At 74.2% G+C, this 14,744-nt stretch carries 13 protein-coding genes; 4 read left to right on the top strand and 9 right to left on the bottom strand.

Translation table 11 applies throughout. The annotated features are described in order from the left end of the window. Nucleotides 1-33: 33 nt before the first annotated feature. The 4 genes from O7600_RS24170 to O7600_RS24155 are packed head-to-tail and all read right to left on the bottom strand — an operon-like array spanning nt 34 to nt 3,459. The gene (locus O7600_RS24170) at nt 34-684 is read right to left on the bottom strand and encodes a response regulator transcription factor (protein WP_281590779.1); all 651 of its coding nucleotides are present in this window, start codon (nt 682-684) and stop codon (nt 34-36) included. Next, a complete protein-coding gene (locus O7600_RS24165; protein ID WP_281590778.1) occupies nt 681-1,931 on the bottom strand; it encodes a histidine kinase in 1,251 nt (416 codons plus the stop codon). The genes O7600_RS24170 and O7600_RS24165 overlap by 4 nt, the downstream gene beginning before the upstream one ends. A gap of 57 nt (nt 1,932-1,988) precedes the next feature. Beyond that, on the bottom strand, nt 1,989-2,486 hold the full coding sequence (locus O7600_RS24160; RefSeq protein WP_281590777.1) for a hemerythrin domain-containing protein: 498 nt from the start codon (nt 2,484-2,486) through the stop codon (nt 1,989-1,991). A 4-nt stretch (nt 2,487-2,490) separates the two neighbouring features. After that, nucleotides 2,491-3,459 (bottom strand): aldo/keto reductase, encoded by a 969-nt coding sequence (locus tag O7600_RS24155; protein ID WP_281590776.1) that lies wholly within the window; start codon nt 3,457-3,459, stop codon nt 2,491-2,493. Between the two features lie 65 nt (nt 3,460-3,524). Here O7600_RS24155 and mgrA point away from each other — a divergent pair, with 65 nt between their 5' ends. Next, nucleotides 3,525-4,514 (top strand): L-glyceraldehyde 3-phosphate reductase, encoded by a 990-nt coding sequence (gene mgrA, locus O7600_RS24150; protein WP_281590775.1) that lies wholly within the window; start codon nt 3,525-3,527, stop codon nt 4,512-4,514. Nucleotides 4,515-4,517: 3 nt separating this feature from the next. Here mgrA and O7600_RS24145 read toward each other — a convergent pair whose 3' ends face one another. Continuing rightward, nucleotides 4,518-5,420 carry a lytic polysaccharide monooxygenase gene (locus O7600_RS24145; RefSeq protein WP_281590774.1) on the bottom strand — a complete coding sequence of 301 codons (903 nt, stop codon included), beginning with the start codon at nt 5,418-5,420 and terminating at the stop codon, nt 4,518-4,520. Between the two features lie 163 nt (nt 5,421-5,583). On the opposite strand from O7600_RS24145, the gene O7600_RS24140 reads away from it, so the two are divergent. Next, nucleotides 5,584-7,734, top strand: a complete 2,151-nt coding sequence (locus O7600_RS24140) for a DUF4153 domain-containing protein (protein WP_281590773.1) — start codon at nt 5,584-5,586, stop codon at nt 7,732-7,734. 162 nt (nt 7,735-7,896) lie between these two features. Further along, the gene (locus O7600_RS24135) at nt 7,897-8,964 is read left to right on the top strand and encodes a glycerophosphodiester phosphodiesterase family protein (RefSeq protein ID WP_281590772.1); all 1,068 of its coding nucleotides are present in this window, start codon (nt 7,897-7,899) and stop codon (nt 8,962-8,964) included. 36 nt (nt 8,965-9,000) lie between these two features. Here the strand turns inward: O7600_RS24135 and O7600_RS24130 are convergent, their stop codons facing one another. From O7600_RS24130 to O7600_RS24120, 3 genes are all read right to left on the bottom strand, one after another. Continuing rightward, a complete protein-coding gene (locus O7600_RS24130) occupies nt 9,001-11,523 on the bottom strand; it encodes a SpoIIE family protein phosphatase (RefSeq protein ID WP_281590771.1) in 2,523 nt (840 codons plus the stop codon). Nucleotides 11,524-11,661: 138 nt separating this feature from the next. After that, on the bottom strand, nt 11,662-12,003 hold the full coding sequence (locus O7600_RS24125; protein ID WP_348651357.1) for a VOC family protein: 342 nt from the start codon (nt 12,001-12,003) through the stop codon (nt 11,662-11,664). Beyond that, nucleotides 12,000-12,944 carry an AraC family transcriptional regulator gene (locus O7600_RS24120; RefSeq protein WP_281590770.1) on the bottom strand — a complete coding sequence of 315 codons (945 nt, stop codon included), beginning with the start codon at nt 12,942-12,944 and terminating at the stop codon, nt 12,000-12,002. Before O7600_RS24120 ends, O7600_RS24125 begins: the two co-directional genes overlap by 4 nt. Nucleotides 12,945-13,015: 71 nt before the next feature. Here O7600_RS24120 and O7600_RS24115 point away from each other — a divergent pair, with 71 nt between their 5' ends. Next, a complete protein-coding gene (locus O7600_RS24115) occupies nt 13,016-13,516 on the top strand; it encodes an anthrone oxygenase family protein (RefSeq protein WP_281590769.1) in 501 nt (166 codons plus the stop codon). A gap of 114 nt (nt 13,517-13,630) precedes the next feature. Here the strand turns inward: O7600_RS24115 and O7600_RS24110 are convergent, their stop codons facing one another. Beyond that, nucleotides 13,631-14,086, bottom strand: a complete 456-nt coding sequence (locus O7600_RS24110) for a DUF3592 domain-containing protein (protein ID WP_281590768.1) — start codon at nt 14,084-14,086, stop codon at nt 13,631-13,633. Between the last annotated feature and the right edge of the window lie 658 nt (nt 14,087-14,744).

The raw sequence follows: 14,744 nt of genomic DNA, 5'->3' as shown, positions 1-14,744 counted from the left end.
GGGTGGACCCGCTCCCCCGTGGGAGGGACCGGGTCAGCCGGTCGGGACCACGAACCCGGACTCGTAGGCGGCGACGACCGCCTGCGTCCGGTCCCGCACCCCGAGCTTGGCCAGCACGTTCCCGACGTGTGTCTTCACCGTCTCGACGCCGACCACCAGGCGGGCGGCGATCTCCGGATTGGACAGCCCGGCCGCCATCAGCCGCAGCACCTCGGCCTCCCGGTCGGTCAGCCGCGCGGCGTGCAGCCGGTCCCCGCCGCGCCGCCCGTACGCGCCGACGAGCTGCCGGATCGCGGCCGGGAAGAGCAGCGACTCACCGACCGCCACCACCCGGATCGCCTCCACCACCTCGGCCGGCCGGGCCCGTTTGAGCAGGAAGCCGCTCGCCCCGGCGCGCAGCGCCTCGTAGACGTACTCGTCGTTGGCGAACGTGGTGACCACCAGCACCCGGGGCGGGTCGGCGGAGGCGGCGAGCAGCCGGCGGGTGGCCTGGATGCCGTCGATGGCCGGCATCCGCACGTCCATCAACACCACCGCCGGGCGCAGCTTCGCCACCAGCGGCGGTACCTCGGCCCCGTCCGCCGCCTCGCCGACGACGCGCAGGTCCGCCTGCGCGTCCACGATGGCCCGCAGGCCGACCCGGATCAGCTCGTCGTCGTCGACGATCAGCACGTCGATGGTCACCCGGGCTCCTCCCTGGGCGCGGGCAGGGTGGCCCGGATCCGCCAGCGGTCGCCGCGCGGGCCGGCGTCGAGGTGCCCGCCGAGCAGCAGCACCCGTTCCCGCATGCCGTCCAGCCCGCGCCCGCCGCCGGTCGGCCCGGTGGTGCCGCGCACGGCGTTGACCAGCTCGATCTCCAACCCTTGCGGGGGTACGGCGACCCGCAGCGTGACCGGTCCCCGGCCGTGCCGGGCCGCGTTGGTCAGCCCCTCCTGGACGATTCGGTAGCCCTCGCGGGACACCACGGCGGGCAGCGCGTCCAGCGCCCCGTCGACCCGGGACTCGACGACCAGCCCGGCGGCCCGGGCGGCGGCGACCAGCCGGTCCAGCCCGACCAGCGTGGGTTGCGGGGCGTTCGGCGCGGGCATCGGCCCGGCGTCGGTCTCGCGCAGCAGCCCGAGCACGTGGTCGAGGTCGTCCATGGCCCGGCGGCTGGTCTCCTCGATGGCCCGCAGCGCCCGCCGGCTGAACTCGGGGTCGGTGTCGAGCAGTTCCCGGGCGGCGCCGGCCTGGAGCGTCGCCACGGTCAGCGCGTGTCCGACCGAGTCGTGCAGCTCCCGGGCCAGCCGGTTGCGTTCGGCCAGGCGGACCGCGCGGGCCTCCAGCGCGGCGATCCGCTCGGCCTGGGCCGGGCCGAGCAGCACCGGGGCCATCGAGGCGGCGAGCGCGCCCAACCCGGCCACCGCGTAGCCGAGCGCGACCAGCACGGCGGCGCCGGCCAGGCCGGCGGTCACCGGACGGGCCGGGTCGAACGGGCCGAGCCGCTCGTCGGACACCGCGCCGACGTCGAGCCCGGTCAGGCCGGCGACGAAGACCAGCGCCATCGGGAACGCGCTGATCGCGGCGAACAGCACCACCGCGCCGGTGGCCAGGTGCAGCGCGATCCAGAGCGCGGCGCGCAGCCGGGTCTCCCGGTCGATCCGGTGGCCGGGGGCGGGTTCCGGCAGGTCGACCGCGAGCAGCGCGCGGGCGGCGGCGATCTCCAGTGCCCGGCTGCCGGCCAGGAACACCGGCACCACCGCGAGCCCGATGCCGACCAGCAGCAGCCCGACGCCGGGCGGACGCGGCACCCCGGTGCTGGTCAGCAGTTGCGCGAACGCCACCGCCAGCAGCGCGTACGGCAGCGCGAGCACACCGCCGAGCAGCAGGAACACGGCGCGCCGCCAGGTGCTGCCGCGCACCAGCGGCGCGAGGACACCCCGGACCGTCACCCGGTCATTGTCCCGCCGCCGGCCGTCGCGCGACTCCCCCGCGCCGGGGAGATGTCCTCAGCGGTGGTCGCGCACGTAGGCCTCCGGGTCCTTGTCGCGGAAACGCAGGTTCCGGCCGTTCTTGTGCTCGCCGTAGAAGGTGAGCCACCGCGCCCCAAGCTCGGCCCGAAGTTCCACGCTCGCGTGCCGGCGGAAGTCGGGCAGCGCCTCGTCCTCCTCCTCGGCCAGGTGCTCGCTGTTCTCCTTGCGGGCCGTGCCCACCGCCGCCCACCAGGCGTCCGAGCCGACCTCGTGCCGCTTCGACTCGGCGACCGCGTCACGGATCTTGTTGTGGTCGCCGATGGCGTCGGCGGTCTCGTCCTCGCCGTCGTCGCCGTGCTTGACCAGGTGCGGGTAGAGGATCGCCTCCTCCGCCTCGGCGTGGATGTCCAGGTGCAGGGCGAGCGCCTCCCAGATCGCCAGCATCTCGGCCGGGTCGCGGGCGTCGTCGAGCCGGGCGAACCCGCGCCGGAAGGCGGCGTGGTCGTCCAGGATCAGTGCGGTGATGTCGTCCATGCGGTCACTTCCCCAGTCGGGCGCGGATCATCTTGGGCACGGCGGCCAGGCCGGTGACCGGGCGGAACGCGCGCGCGGCGGCGACCAGGGCGGCGTACTCGTCGTCGGTCAGGTCGATCTCGGCGGCGGCCGCGTTGCGTTCCACCTGCTCCACTCCGGACGCGCCGGGGATGGCCACCACGTTAGGGTGCCGCAGCACGTACGCCAGCGCGATCTGGCTCGGCGTGGCGTCGTGCGCGTCGGCCACCTCGCGCAGCGTGGCGATCAGCTCGGCGCCGCGTTCCAGGTTCTCCGGCAGGAAGTACGGGTTGGCCCGGCGCACCGCCCCGGCCGGCGGATTGCTGGCGTCGTAGCGGCCGGAGAGGAAGCCCTGGGCCAGCGGGCTGTACGCGATGACGATCCGGCCGGCCTGCTCCGCGTACGGGATCAGGTCCTCCTCGGGGCCGCGGTCGATCATGCTGTAGCGGACCTGGTTGCTGAGCACCCGGCGGCCCAGCGCGGCCTCGGCGAACCGCCACCGGCGCAGGTCGTAGTTGCTGACCCCCACCTCGCCGACCAGGCCGACGTCCTGGAGCGTGCGCATGCCGCGCATGGTGGTGGTGTCGGCGACCACCGGGTTGGCCTGGTGCACCTGGTAGAGGTCGATGCCGTCGACGCCGAGCCGGGCGGCGGAGGCGACCGCCCGCTGCTGCACCACCGGCGCGACCGGCAGCAGCGGGAAGATCTTGCTGGCCACCACGACCTTGGCCCGGTCGTCACTCAGCGCCGCGCCGAGGATCCGCTCGCTGCGGCCGAAGCCGTAGAGCTCGGCGGTGTCGAAGAGGGTGACGCCGAGGTCGAGCGCCCGGCGCACGATCTCGACCGCCCGGCGCTCGTAGTCGGGGCCGTAGCCCCACTCGCGGGAGCCGAACTGCCACGTGCCGAGGCCGATCTTGGAGATGGGCTTGGGGGTGTCGAGCCGCACGAAACGCATGGATCCGACGCTACCCGCGCCGCCGTGACCGCACGCGTGTTCGCCGGTGGCGGCAGAATGATCAGGTGACCTACCTCGCCAGCGACGACCGTTACCACGAGATGATCTACCGACGCAGCGGCCGCAGCGGGCTCCGGCTGCCCGTCATCTCCCTCGGCCTGTGGCACAACTTCGGGCCGGACCGGCCCTTCGAGCGGCAGCGCGACATCGTCCGCCGCGCGTTCGACCTCGGCATCACCCACTTCGACCTGGCCAACAACTACGGTCCGCCGCCGGGGTCGGCGGAGGAGAACTTCGGTCGGCTGCTCGCCACCGACCTTAAGCCGTACCGCGACGAGCTGGTCGTCTCCACCAAGGCCGGCTATCTGATGTGGCCCGGCCCGTACGGCGAGTGGGGCTCGCGCAAGTATCTGGTCTCGTCGCTGGACCAGTCGCTGCGCCGGATGGGCCTCGACCACGTCGACATCTTCTACTCGCACCGGTTCGACCCGGACACCCCGCTGGAGGAGACGATGGGCGCGCTGGACGCCGTCGTGCGGTCCGGCAAGGCACTCTACGTCGGCATCTCCAACTACGACTCGGCGCAGACCGCCCGGGCCGCCGAGATCCTCCGTGACCTGGGCACCCCGCTGCTGATCAACCAGCCGTCGTACTCGATGCTCAACCGCTGGACCGAGTCCGACGGTCTGCTCGACACGCTGGCCCAGGTGGGCGCCGGCTGCATCGCCTACAGCCCGCTGGCCCAGGGCCTGCTCACCGACCGCTACCTGGGCGGCATCCCGGCCGACTCGCGCGTGCGGACCAGCGTCTTCCTCAACGAGAGCGACCTGGACGAGGCGCGGATGGCGACCGTCCGCGGGCTCGCCGCGGTGGCCGAGCGGCGGGGCCAGACCCTGGCCCAGCTCGCCCTGGCGTGGGCGCTGCGCGACCCGCGCATGACCAGCCTGATCGTCGGCGCCAGCAGCGTCGCCCAGCTGGAGGGCAACGTCGCCGCGCTGGACGACCTCGACCTGGCCGGCGAGGACCTGGCCGAGATCGAGCAGCTGCTCGGCTGAGGCTCACCAGATCCGGCGCCGCCCGACGCGGTGGTTGCGCACCCCGCACGGCCGCCCGGGCGGCGGGCCGCCGGCCCGTCGCAGCCGCAGGCCGACCACTGTCGCCAGCAGCGCGGTGACCACCGCCGCCGCGCCGACGACCAGCGGCCGGGAGAGCGGGCCGGTGTCGGTCACCGCCGCCACCGGCACCCCCGCCGCCGGCTCGTCGCCGGTCGCCGGCACGGCGAGGGTACGCGGGGCCGCCGCGCTCGCCGACGGCCTGCTCCTGCTCCCGGAGCCGCTCGGGGCGGCCCGGAAGATCACGTCGGAGCAGGAGTAGTAGGTGTCCTGGGTGCTGGAGTTCTGCCAGATGACGTAGATCAGGTGCCGGCCCGTGCGCCCGGTCGGCAACCGTCCCGGCATCTCGTACGCGCCGGCCCGGATCGGCGGGTCGGTGACCTCCAGGAACGGCTTCTCCTCCACGTCCGCCCAGGTCAACCGACGCTCGGGCGCGTACGAGCGGGTGGTGACGTAGAACCGGAACGTGCCCTCGTGCGGGATGGTGGTGCGATAGCGGAACGTGTGCCGGGCCCCGGCCGTGAGCGTGGTGGCGGGCCAGTCGGCCCGGGGCAGGTCCAGTCCCCGGTACGCGGAGAGCCCGCCGCTGCACAGCTCCCCGTCCGGGATGCGTTCCCGGTCCCGCCCGTCGATCCGGGCCACCCGGATGTTGTCCCACTCGCGTACCGCCGCGCCGGCGGCGATCGCGGCGCGGCAGGCCGGTGTCTGTGCCCGACCGCCCTCCGGACCGCAGGCCGCCGCCCGGCTCATCGGGCTGGTCGGCGCCCCGTGGGCGCTCGCCGGCACGGCGGTGAACAGCAGCGTCGCGGCGACGGCGGCGAGCGCGGCGAGCGCGCGACGTGTGTCCATGTGATCGACCTCCCGCGCACTGGTACGGGCGGGAGGCGGCAAAGGTTCGATCCGCGTCGACACCCCGACCGGTCAGGCTCGGCTGACCGAACGGACAATCGGGGCGGCGGGGCGGCCCGGGCCGGCCCTACAGTGACGACACCCTGTGATCAAGGAGCGAGCCTTGCCCGAGCCGGCACAGCCCCCCGAACCGCCCCGCGCCGCCCCGGCGGACGGGTCGTCGGCGGGCGTCGTCCCGCCCGCCCCCCAGCCGTACCTGCTGGTCCTGCCCACGATGGAGGGCGCGCCTCCGCCGGTGCCGTGGCCCGGCGCGGAGGGGCAGCCCGCGTGGGCGATCCCGGTCACCGTGCCGGCCGGCACCCAGGGCTACGCGTTGTTCGTGCCGCTGGTGCCGGCGGCCGGCCAGCCGGCCACCGGCGTGCCCGCCCAGGCCGGTCCACCGACCGTCGAGGGCGCGACCGCGCCGGGCGCGGCCGGTAAGGCCGACGGCGGCCCGGGTGACGGTGGTCCGGTCCTGGTGGCGGCGGACGCCGATGCCGCGCGGGCGATGTCCGGGGATGCCACGGGCTCGAACGCCACGGCGTCGCCGCCGGTGGTCACGGCCGTGCAACCCTCCCCATCCGCGGTGACCGCCGCCGGGCCGGCGGGCCAGGCCGGGCCGCAGCCCGCGCCCGTCAACGCCGGCACCGCGGTGGCGCCGGCCGGCCCCGGCCCGCACCCGCCCGCCGCGCCGCCGTACCAGGACATGCGCCCCTGGGCCACCTACCCGCCGCCGCAGAGCTGGGCTCCCCGGCCCCGGGTGCCCCGCACCTCGTTCCTCGGCGTCCGGTGGCCCGGTCCGAAGCCGGCCACCGGCCGGGCCGTGCCGCTCGCGGTGCTCACCGGGGCGCTGGGCAGCGCGGTCTTCGTGCCGCTCGGCCGGGTCGGCATCGGCTGGTTCCTGGGCTGGCTGACGCTCACCGTCGCGGTGCTGCTCGCGGTCCGCACGAAGACCGCCGAACTGCCCCGCGCCGACCGGCTGATCCGCCTCGGGTGGGCGGTGGCGGCCCTGGCCCTGATCGCCGTGCCGGCGGTCCGCAACGCCTGGTGGCTGGTGACGTTCTGCGTGCTCGGCGCGCTGGGCTGCGCCACGCTCGCGATCGCCGGCGGCCGGTTGGTCCGCTCGATCCTGTTCGGCCTCGTCGCCACGCCGTTCGCGGCGCTGCGCGGCCTGCCCTGGGTACGCCGGCACGTCGCCGCCTCGGCGGAGGCGACGACGGTCCGCAAGGTCACCGTGTCGGTGGTCGCCACCCTGGCCGTGCTGGTGGTCTTCGGCAGCCTGCTCGCGTCGGCCGACGCGGCGTTCTCCGAGGCGTTGGGGGCGCTCGTGCCCGAGGTCGACCTCGGTACGGTCGTCGGCTGGCTCTTCCTCGCCGCGGTGGGTGGGCTGATCGCGGTCGCCGCCGTCTACACGCTGGCCGCCCCGCCCGATCTGTCCACGGTGGACCGGCAGGGCGAGCGCCGGCTCGGCCTGCTGGAGTGGGCCCCGGCCATCGGGGCGCTGACGCTGCTCTTCGCCGGCTTCGTGGTGGTGCAGTTCACCGTGCTCTTCGGCGGCCAGCGACACGTGCAGAAGGTCGCCGGGCTCAGCTACGCCGAGTACGCCCGCAGCGGCTTCTGGCAGCTGCTCTTCGTCACGCTGCTGACGGTGGCGGTGCTCGGCGGGGTGGGCCGCTGGGCCGGCCGGGAGCGGCCGGTCGAGCGCGTCCTGCTGCGCGTGCTGCTCGGGCTGCTCAGCTCGCTCAGCGTGGTGATCGTGGTGTCCGCGCTGTCCCGGATGTGGACCTACCAGAAGGTCTACAGCTTCACCGGTGAGCGGATCTTCGTGATGGCGTTCGAGCTGCTGCTCGGCGCGGTCTTCCTGATGATCCTGGCGGCGGGCGTGCGCTGGCGGGGCCGGTGGATCCCGGGCACCACCGTGGCGCTGGCCGTGGCGATGCTGCTCGGCCTGGCGGTGCTCAACCCGGAGGACTACGCCGCCCGGCGCAACACGCTCCGGTACGAGCAAACCGGCAAGATCGACGCCTGGTACCTGCGGGCGCTGTCCGCCGACGCCACGCCCGCGCTCACCCGGCTGCCCGACCCGGTGCGCCGCTGCACGCTGAGCTGGATCGCCGACGAGCTCGACCAGCGCGACCCCTGGTACGCCTGGAACCTCGGCCGCCAGCGGGCCCGCCAGGCGTTGGACCGGGTCGGGCCGACGGCGGTCGGCGGTCCGAAGGACTGCCGCCGGGCGGACCAGTTCGACCTGCCGAAGACCCGCCGACCCCGCTGACGTCCCCGGTGACCGGGCCGCGAACGCCGCGGCCCGGCCACCGGCACGGACCGGCCCGCCCGCGACCGTTCACCCGTCCCTCACCTCGCCGCCACGGCCGCCACCGTCTCCGCGCCTACCTTCGGCTGCGCGAACGTCAACCGAGGTAGCGGAGGTTCCTCCATGTCCGTCCGTCAGGTGCTGACGGCACTGGTCACCGGCGCGGCGCTGGCCGTGCCGGCGGCCGCCCACGCGACGCCGGCCGACCGTCCCGGCGTCCCGCCGCAGCGGACCCACTTCGACCTGCAGGCCCATCGCGGTGGCATCGGCATGACCACCGAGGAGACGCTGGCCGGCTTCGCCAAGGCGATGCGCCTCGGCGTCACCACGCTGGAGCTGGACACCCAGGTCACCCGGGACGAGAAGGTCGTCGTCACGCACGACCGCCAGGTCAGCGCGCAGAAGTGCCGGGACACCGCGCCGGTGCGTCCGGGCGACCCGGCGTACCCGTACGTCGGGAAGTACGTCAAGGACCTGACCCTGGCGCAGATCAGGACCATGGACTGCGGCTACCAGCAGCTGCCCGGCTTCCCGGAGCAGGAGCAGGTCGCCGGCGCCCGGATGGCGGAGCTGCGCGACGTGCTCGACCTGGTGAAGCGCTACCGGGCCCACGGGATCACGCTCAACATCGAGACCAAGGTGGAGGCGGGGGCGCCCGAGCAGACCGCGCCGCGTGAGCTGTTCGTCCGGCGGGTCTTCGAGGAGATCCGGCGCTCGGGCATCGAGCGGCAGGTCACCATCCAGTCGTTCGACTGGGGAGCGCTGCGGGTGATGCACCGGCTCGCGCCGCGCTGGCCGCTGGTGGCGCTGACCAACTACGACTTCCTCCAGGTCGGCAAGCCGGGCGCGTCGCCGTGGCTGGGCGGGCTGGACGTGGACGACTTCGGCGGCGACTTCGTCCGGGCCGCCGACGCGATCCCGGGCGTCACCACGCTCTCGCCGAACTACGGGTTCCCGCAGAACGGCACGATCGCCGACCCGGCCTTCCGGTTCTACCCGGACCGGAAGATGGTCGCGGACGCGCACGCACGCGGGTTGAAGGTCGTGCCGTGGACCTGCGACGACATGCCGACCGTGGCGGCGCTGATGGACCTCGGCGTGGACGGCGTCATCACCGACTATCCGAACCGGGTCCGGCAGCTCATGGCCGAGCGGGGCATGCGGCTGCCGAAGGCGTACCGGGCGCGCTGAGCGGTGGGGGCGGGGAGGGGCCCACGTGGCCCCTCCTCAGCCGCCGACGCGCAGCGCCAGGATCGCGATGTCGTCGGCGACCGGGCCGCTCTGGTAGGCGGCCACCCCGTCGCGCACCAGCTCCACCAGCTGCCGCGGTGTGCTGTCCGGCGCGTCGCGCAGCAGCTCCACCAGGCGTTCCTCGCCGAAGAGCCCGCCCGGCCCGCGCGCCTCGATCACCCCGTCGGTGTAGAACAGCACGGTGTCGCCGGCCTCGAGGGCGACCGACCGCCGCCCGAGCCGCACCTCGGGGAAGGCGCCCAGCAGCACGCCCGGCACGGTGATCACCTCGACCCGCCCGTCGGCCCGGCGGACCAGCGCGGGCGGGTGGCCGCCGGAGGCCACGTCCAGGTCGGCACCGCCGTCGCGCAGCCGCAGCCGCCCGCACACCACGCTGAGGAACCGGTCCACGTCCGGGTCGGTCCGGAGCCGGGCGTGCAGTTGGCGCAGGGCCGTGGCGGGCTCCGCCAGCGCCGCGGTGATCCGCAGCGTGTGCCGGGCCAGGCCGGTGACGGAGGCGGCGTCCACGCCCCGGCCGGCGACGTCGCCGACCACGAGGACCCACTCCCGGCCGGCGGCACCGTCGACCGGGAACACGTCGTAGAAGTCGCCGCCGACCCCCACCGCGTCGCCGGCCAGGTAGACCGCCGCCAGCTCGGCTCCGGGCACCGCCGGCAGCCGCGACGGCAGGAGGCTGCGTTGCAGGCGTACGGCGGTGGCGTGCTCCCGCTCGTAGAGCTGCGCCCGGGCGAGCGCCTGCCCGGCCAGACCGGCCAGGGTGACCAGGAAGTCCCGTCGCGCCGGCTCGAACTCCTGCGGTTCGGCGTACCCGAAGACGAGCACCCCGGCGGCGGTCCCCCGTCCGCGCAGCGGCACCATCGCCCACGACCGGTGGGGACTGTTCCGGATCGCGTCGGCGGCGTCGGGGAACCGGTCGAGGAGAGGTTCGAGCTCCGGGTAGAAGCTGGGTTCGTCGGCCCGGAAGGTGGCCGCGATCGGGTGAACGGCGTCCCGCCCGACCGCCTTCCACCGCGACGGGGGCTCCTGGCCGGTGGGCGGGAAACGGATCTGCCGGCCCGCCTCGTCGAGGAGCGCGACGGCCGCGACGGTCGCCTCGGCCGCCGGACCGGCGCCGTCCCGGACCGCCGCGACCACCTCGGCCACGGAGACCGCCTGGGAGAGCGCGGCGGTGAACTCCTGCACCCGGCGGGCCCGCCGTTCCTCGCGCCGCCGCGAGGTGACGTCGGTGATGAGGACGGCCACCGCGCCGGCCCGCCCGCCGCCGCCCGGCACCGCGAAGAAACTGCTCAGGTACGTCCGGCCGGCGCGTACCACCTCGACGTCGCGGACCGCGCCGGTCTCGGCGACCTCCCGCATCAGCGGCTCGACGACCGGACCCAGCTCGGGGAACAGGTCGGGCACCCGGCGGCCGAGGTGGTCGCCGACCGGGCGACCGTTCCACGCCGCGAGGACAGGGTTGATCTTGAGGTAGCGCAGGTCGGTGTCGAGCAGGGCCACCCCGACCGGCGCGTTCTCCACCAGCGTGTCGAGGGCGGTGAGCATGGTGGCCCGGTCCGCGGTGAGCTGCTCGACGCCGACCGTCGCCTCGTCGGGCACCTCGTCGAAGACGGCCGCGATGCCGACCGGGCCCACCGGTGTGGACCCGTGCACCGGGTAGTAGCTGCCCCGCCACCGCCGCCGGCCGGGTCGTCCCGGGGTGGGACCGACGACGTCCAGGTTGACCAGCGGACGCCCGGTCTCGATCACCTGCCGGAGCTGCTCGGCGAACGACTCGGGCAGCTCCGGCAGCACCTCGCGCAGGTGCCGGCCGGGGTGCTCGGCGGCCGGCCGGCCGTTGATCTCGGCGGCCCGCTGGTTGGCCATGACGAAGCGCAGGTCCCGGTCCAGCACGCTGACCCCGACCGGCAGGTGGAGCAGGATCGTCTCCAGCAACGCCTGGTCGATGGCGGACACCGCCGGGCCGTGCCCGAGGGTGGCCACCGGCGACGGGCCGGGTGGTCCGGGCTCCTCGGCGACCGGCACGTGGGCACCGTGCCGCAGCCCGGCCGCGCGCACCCGCCCGGCGGCGTACGCGGCGAGGCCGGTCGCCGCCTCCACCGTGCCCGGCGGCACGTGGCCCCGGAAGCCGAGACTGAGCGCGCCGACGACCGTCCCGTCGCCGTCCGGGTGCCACAGCGGTGCGGCCACCAGGCCCTCGACGTCGGCAGTGGGCAGGCTCGCGGTCGCCGGGAAGCGGATCAGCCGCTCCCGGAACGACCCCGCCTCCACCACCTCACCGGTGCGGGCGGCGCGGGAGATGCCGACCGGCGCGGCAAGCGGGAAACGGGCCCAGGTCTCGGCCAGCTCGGGCACCATGCCGACGGAGTAGATCAGGTCCAGCTGCGTGCCGGCGGGGTCGAGCAGGACGAGGACCGCCACCTCGGCGCCGGTACGGCGCAGGACGTCGGACGGGAGCAGGCCGCTGCCGTCGTCGACCGTGCGCCCGACCCGATCCCGCACCCCGCCCTCCCTCATCCGTACGAGGGCCGACCGACGGGCCCGGGGAGACGGTACCGCCGCGGGCACGGCGGGGCGACCCACCGACCGCCGGATGAACAGGGGCCCTGTCGGGCAGCTCACACCCGCCCGGCAGGTCGGTCAGGCCGGCCCCCCGCCGAAGCCGATCTCGTTGCCGTCCGGGTCCCGGAAGACGACCTTGCGGACGCCGTTGTCGTAGGTCTCCTCGTCGGCCGGCGTCAGTCCGCGGGCCGCGATCCCGGCCAGACGGGCGTCGAGGTCGCCGACGAAGACGGTGTGCATGGCGTGCCCGGCGTGCTCCGGCCGCACGTCGACGTAGAGGTAGCGGTGCTCGGCGAGTTCCCAGACCGCCTCGGTGTCGTTGGGCAGGAACGCCGGCGGACCGCCGAGCAGCCGGTCGTACCAGGCGGTGGCCACCGCGCGGTCGCGGACCGGGACGCCGGCGAACAGGTCGACCGTCATCCGGCCATGGTAGGCGCGTCCACGTGCCGGCGAGGGCTCACGCCGTACCGGCGCTTGAACGCGGCGCTCAGCGCGAAGGAACTGCCGTAGCCGACCCGGCGGGCCACCGCCCCGACGGTGGCGCCCGGCTCGCGGAGCAGGTCGGCCGCGAGCGCCAGCCGCCACCCGGTGAGGTACGACATGGGCGGTTCGCCGACCAGCGCGGTGAACCGCCGGGCCAGGACCGCCCGGGAGATCCCGGCCTCGGTGGCCAGCACCGCCACGGTCCACGGTCGGGCGGGGTCGTGGTGCAGCGCCCGCAGGGCCCGGCCGACCACCGGATCGGCGTGTGCCCGGTACCAGGCGGGTGCCGCCGCGCCCGGCCGGGCGAACCACTCCCGCAGCGCGGCGATGAGCAGCAGGTCGAGCAGGCGGTCCAGCACCGCCGCCTGGCCCGGCTCGTCCTTCACGATCTCGGCGGCCAGCAGCGGGACCAGCGGTGTGTCCCAGGAGTCACGCGGAACGACCGCCAGCGGGGGCAGCGCGTCCGACAGCCGCCGGCCGACCGCTCCCTGCACCGCGTACGTGCCGGTGAGCAGCATCGTCGGGCCGTCCGGACCGTTGCCCCAGGTGCGGACGCCGAGCCCGGTCGTCCCGAACAGCTCGCGCCCGTCCGGCGTGGTGCAGCGCTGGCCCGGGAGGATCACCACCTGGGGCGGCGTGGCCGGGTCGTCGGCGACGAGATAGGGACCGGGGCCGCGCACGATCGCCACGTCCCCGGCGCCGAGCCGCGCGGTCTCGGCCTGCTCCGGCGCGACCCAGGCGTCACCACGGACCACCGCGACCACGGTGAGCGGCGCCTCGTCCCGGACCAGCATCGACCAGGGCGGTGTGAGGATCGAACGGAGCAGGAAGGCGCCCCGGGCCCGGGGGCCGTCGAGCAGTCCGGCAACGGCGTCCACGAAGACGATTACACACACATTCGCGCGTCCTGGCCATGTGCCGTCTCACCGGGCGGCGGTTGACTGGGCACATGCGACTCGTACAGCACCTGACGCTGGTCGGGGCCACCGTCGGGGCCGGGCTGATGGCCGGGCTCTTCGCCGCGTTCGCCTACGCCGTGATGCCGGCGCTGCGGGGCGCGGACGACCGCACGTTCGTGGACGCGATGCAGCGGATCAACGTGACCATCGTCAACGGTTGGTTCCTGCTGGCGTTCCTCGGCACGCCGCTGCTCGCCGCCCTGTCGGTGGTGCTGGCCTGGCGGGGCGCCGGCCGCCCGGCGCTGCCGTGGATCATCGCCGGGCTCGTCCTCTACCTGGTGGCGGTCGGCATCACGGTCGCCGTCAACGTCCCGTTGAACGACGCGCTGGCGGCGGCCGGACCGGCGGACCGGCTCGGCGACCCCGGTGCCGTACGGGCGCGCTTCGAGGCCACCTGGGTCGCCGGGAACGTGGTCCGCGCGCTGGCGAGCACGGGCGGGTTCGCGGCGTTCTGCTGGGCCCTGGCGCTCACCGGCCGTGCCGGCGACTGAGTCTCATCACGGCCAGGCCCGAACCGTACCGAAACCTGCCATGAGTCGACGACTCCGCGCGGACCTGCCGCCCCGACCCAGGGCCGGGGCGGCAGTCGAGTTCCACCCGCCAACCTAATCGCGCCGGGGGCCTGTTCTGATCAACGCGAGCGAGATCAAGATCACGACGATGCCGAGGCCTTCCAGGAGGGTCGGCACCTGCAGGAGCAGATCCTCCGTCGCATACCCGTCGGGCGTGGCAGCCCGGGTCGGATCCGTCCGGTCGACGCGTACGTCGAGCAACTCCCCGACGCGGAACTCACTCTCGTCGAGTTCGCTGGAGAACCGCTCCCGGTGCCGCACGCCGTCGAACGTGTAGTCCACCGTCAGCCTGTTGGCGGAGAACGAACGCGTGATCCTGAACCGTTCGATGTGGACCACTTCGCCTGTCGTCTCGGCGCCGACGCGAACCCGCTCGTCGATCGCCTCGCGCAGCCGAACAGTGAGCAGGATACCTGCGCCGACGAGAAGGGTGCCCAGGACAACCCAGAGGACCAGCTTCACCTCTCGCCGGCCGAACGGGCTCTCCACTACCGGCCCTCCTCGTGTCTTGGTTCGCATCGGCCAGCTACCGGGGGAACCTCGCACGTATCAGATCAAGTTTTTTTTCAAACGGCCATCTCACGCCGAGGACCCGCTACGACCTCTACCCCAAGGCGGCGTTTGCGACCACATACCAGGCGGCCCCGAAAAATGCTGCCAGCGCCGACGTTGCTGCGGCAATGTTTCCCAGCCTCATGCGCTTCGAAATACCTCCGCAGGATGGCCGGGGAGGAATATCATCAATGCAGCCCTGCAGACCATACAGACCGCGCAGTAGGCGCTTTCTGCTGTGCGCGGTGCTGAGCCCAGGGAGGGCCGCTTGGACCGTTATTGGTTCACTTCCCTGCACCAGCAGGCGCACGGAAACGGTCTCCAACAAGTCGAACCCTTCGAATAGATGCCTAGGCACCTCAAATCGAATGAATGGATTTGCCACCCGGATGGACGTTGGCAGCACGGTGAACGTAGCGGCTGGTCCTGCAAGGTAGGCGATGCACAGTCCACCGACAGAAATCGCCAGCGACAGAGCAAGCCCATACCCGGGCTGCTCACGCGCCACCGTGTGCACAACCATCGCGATCGGAAAGATCGGAGCCAGCAGTGCACCGACAACATACGGGAGCAGATCGGAGCGACGGATAGTTCT

It is taken from the genome of Micromonospora sp. WMMA1998 (assembly GCF_027497375.1).
Classification (GTDB): Bacteria; Actinomycetota; Actinomycetes; order Mycobacteriales; family Micromonosporaceae; genus Micromonospora; species Micromonospora sediminicola.
This window is presented reverse-complemented; position numbering and strand designations above follow the sequence as displayed.

Coding starts and splice junctions, on each gene's coding strand:
- O7600_RS24115 (WP_281590769.1), top strand. CDS start 13,016: ATGCGACTCGTACAGCACCTGACGCTGGTCGGGGCCACCGTCGGGGCC.
- O7600_RS24145 (WP_281590774.1), bottom strand. CDS start 5,420: ATGGACACACGTCGCGCGCTCGCCGCGCTCGCCGCCGTCGCCGCGACG.
- O7600_RS24160 (WP_281590777.1), bottom strand. CDS start 2,486: ATGGACGACATCACCGCACTGATCCTGGACGACCACGCCGCCTTCCGG.
- O7600_RS24125 (WP_348651357.1), bottom strand. CDS start 12,003: ATGACGGTCGACCTGTTCGCCGGCGTCCCGGTCCGCGACCGCGCGGTG.
- O7600_RS24135 (WP_281590772.1), top strand. CDS start 7,897: ATGTCCGTCCGTCAGGTGCTGACGGCACTGGTCACCGGCGCGGCGCTG.
- O7600_RS24155 (WP_281590776.1), bottom strand. CDS start 3,459: ATGCGTTTCGTGCGGCTCGACACCCCCAAGCCCATCTCCAAGATCGGC.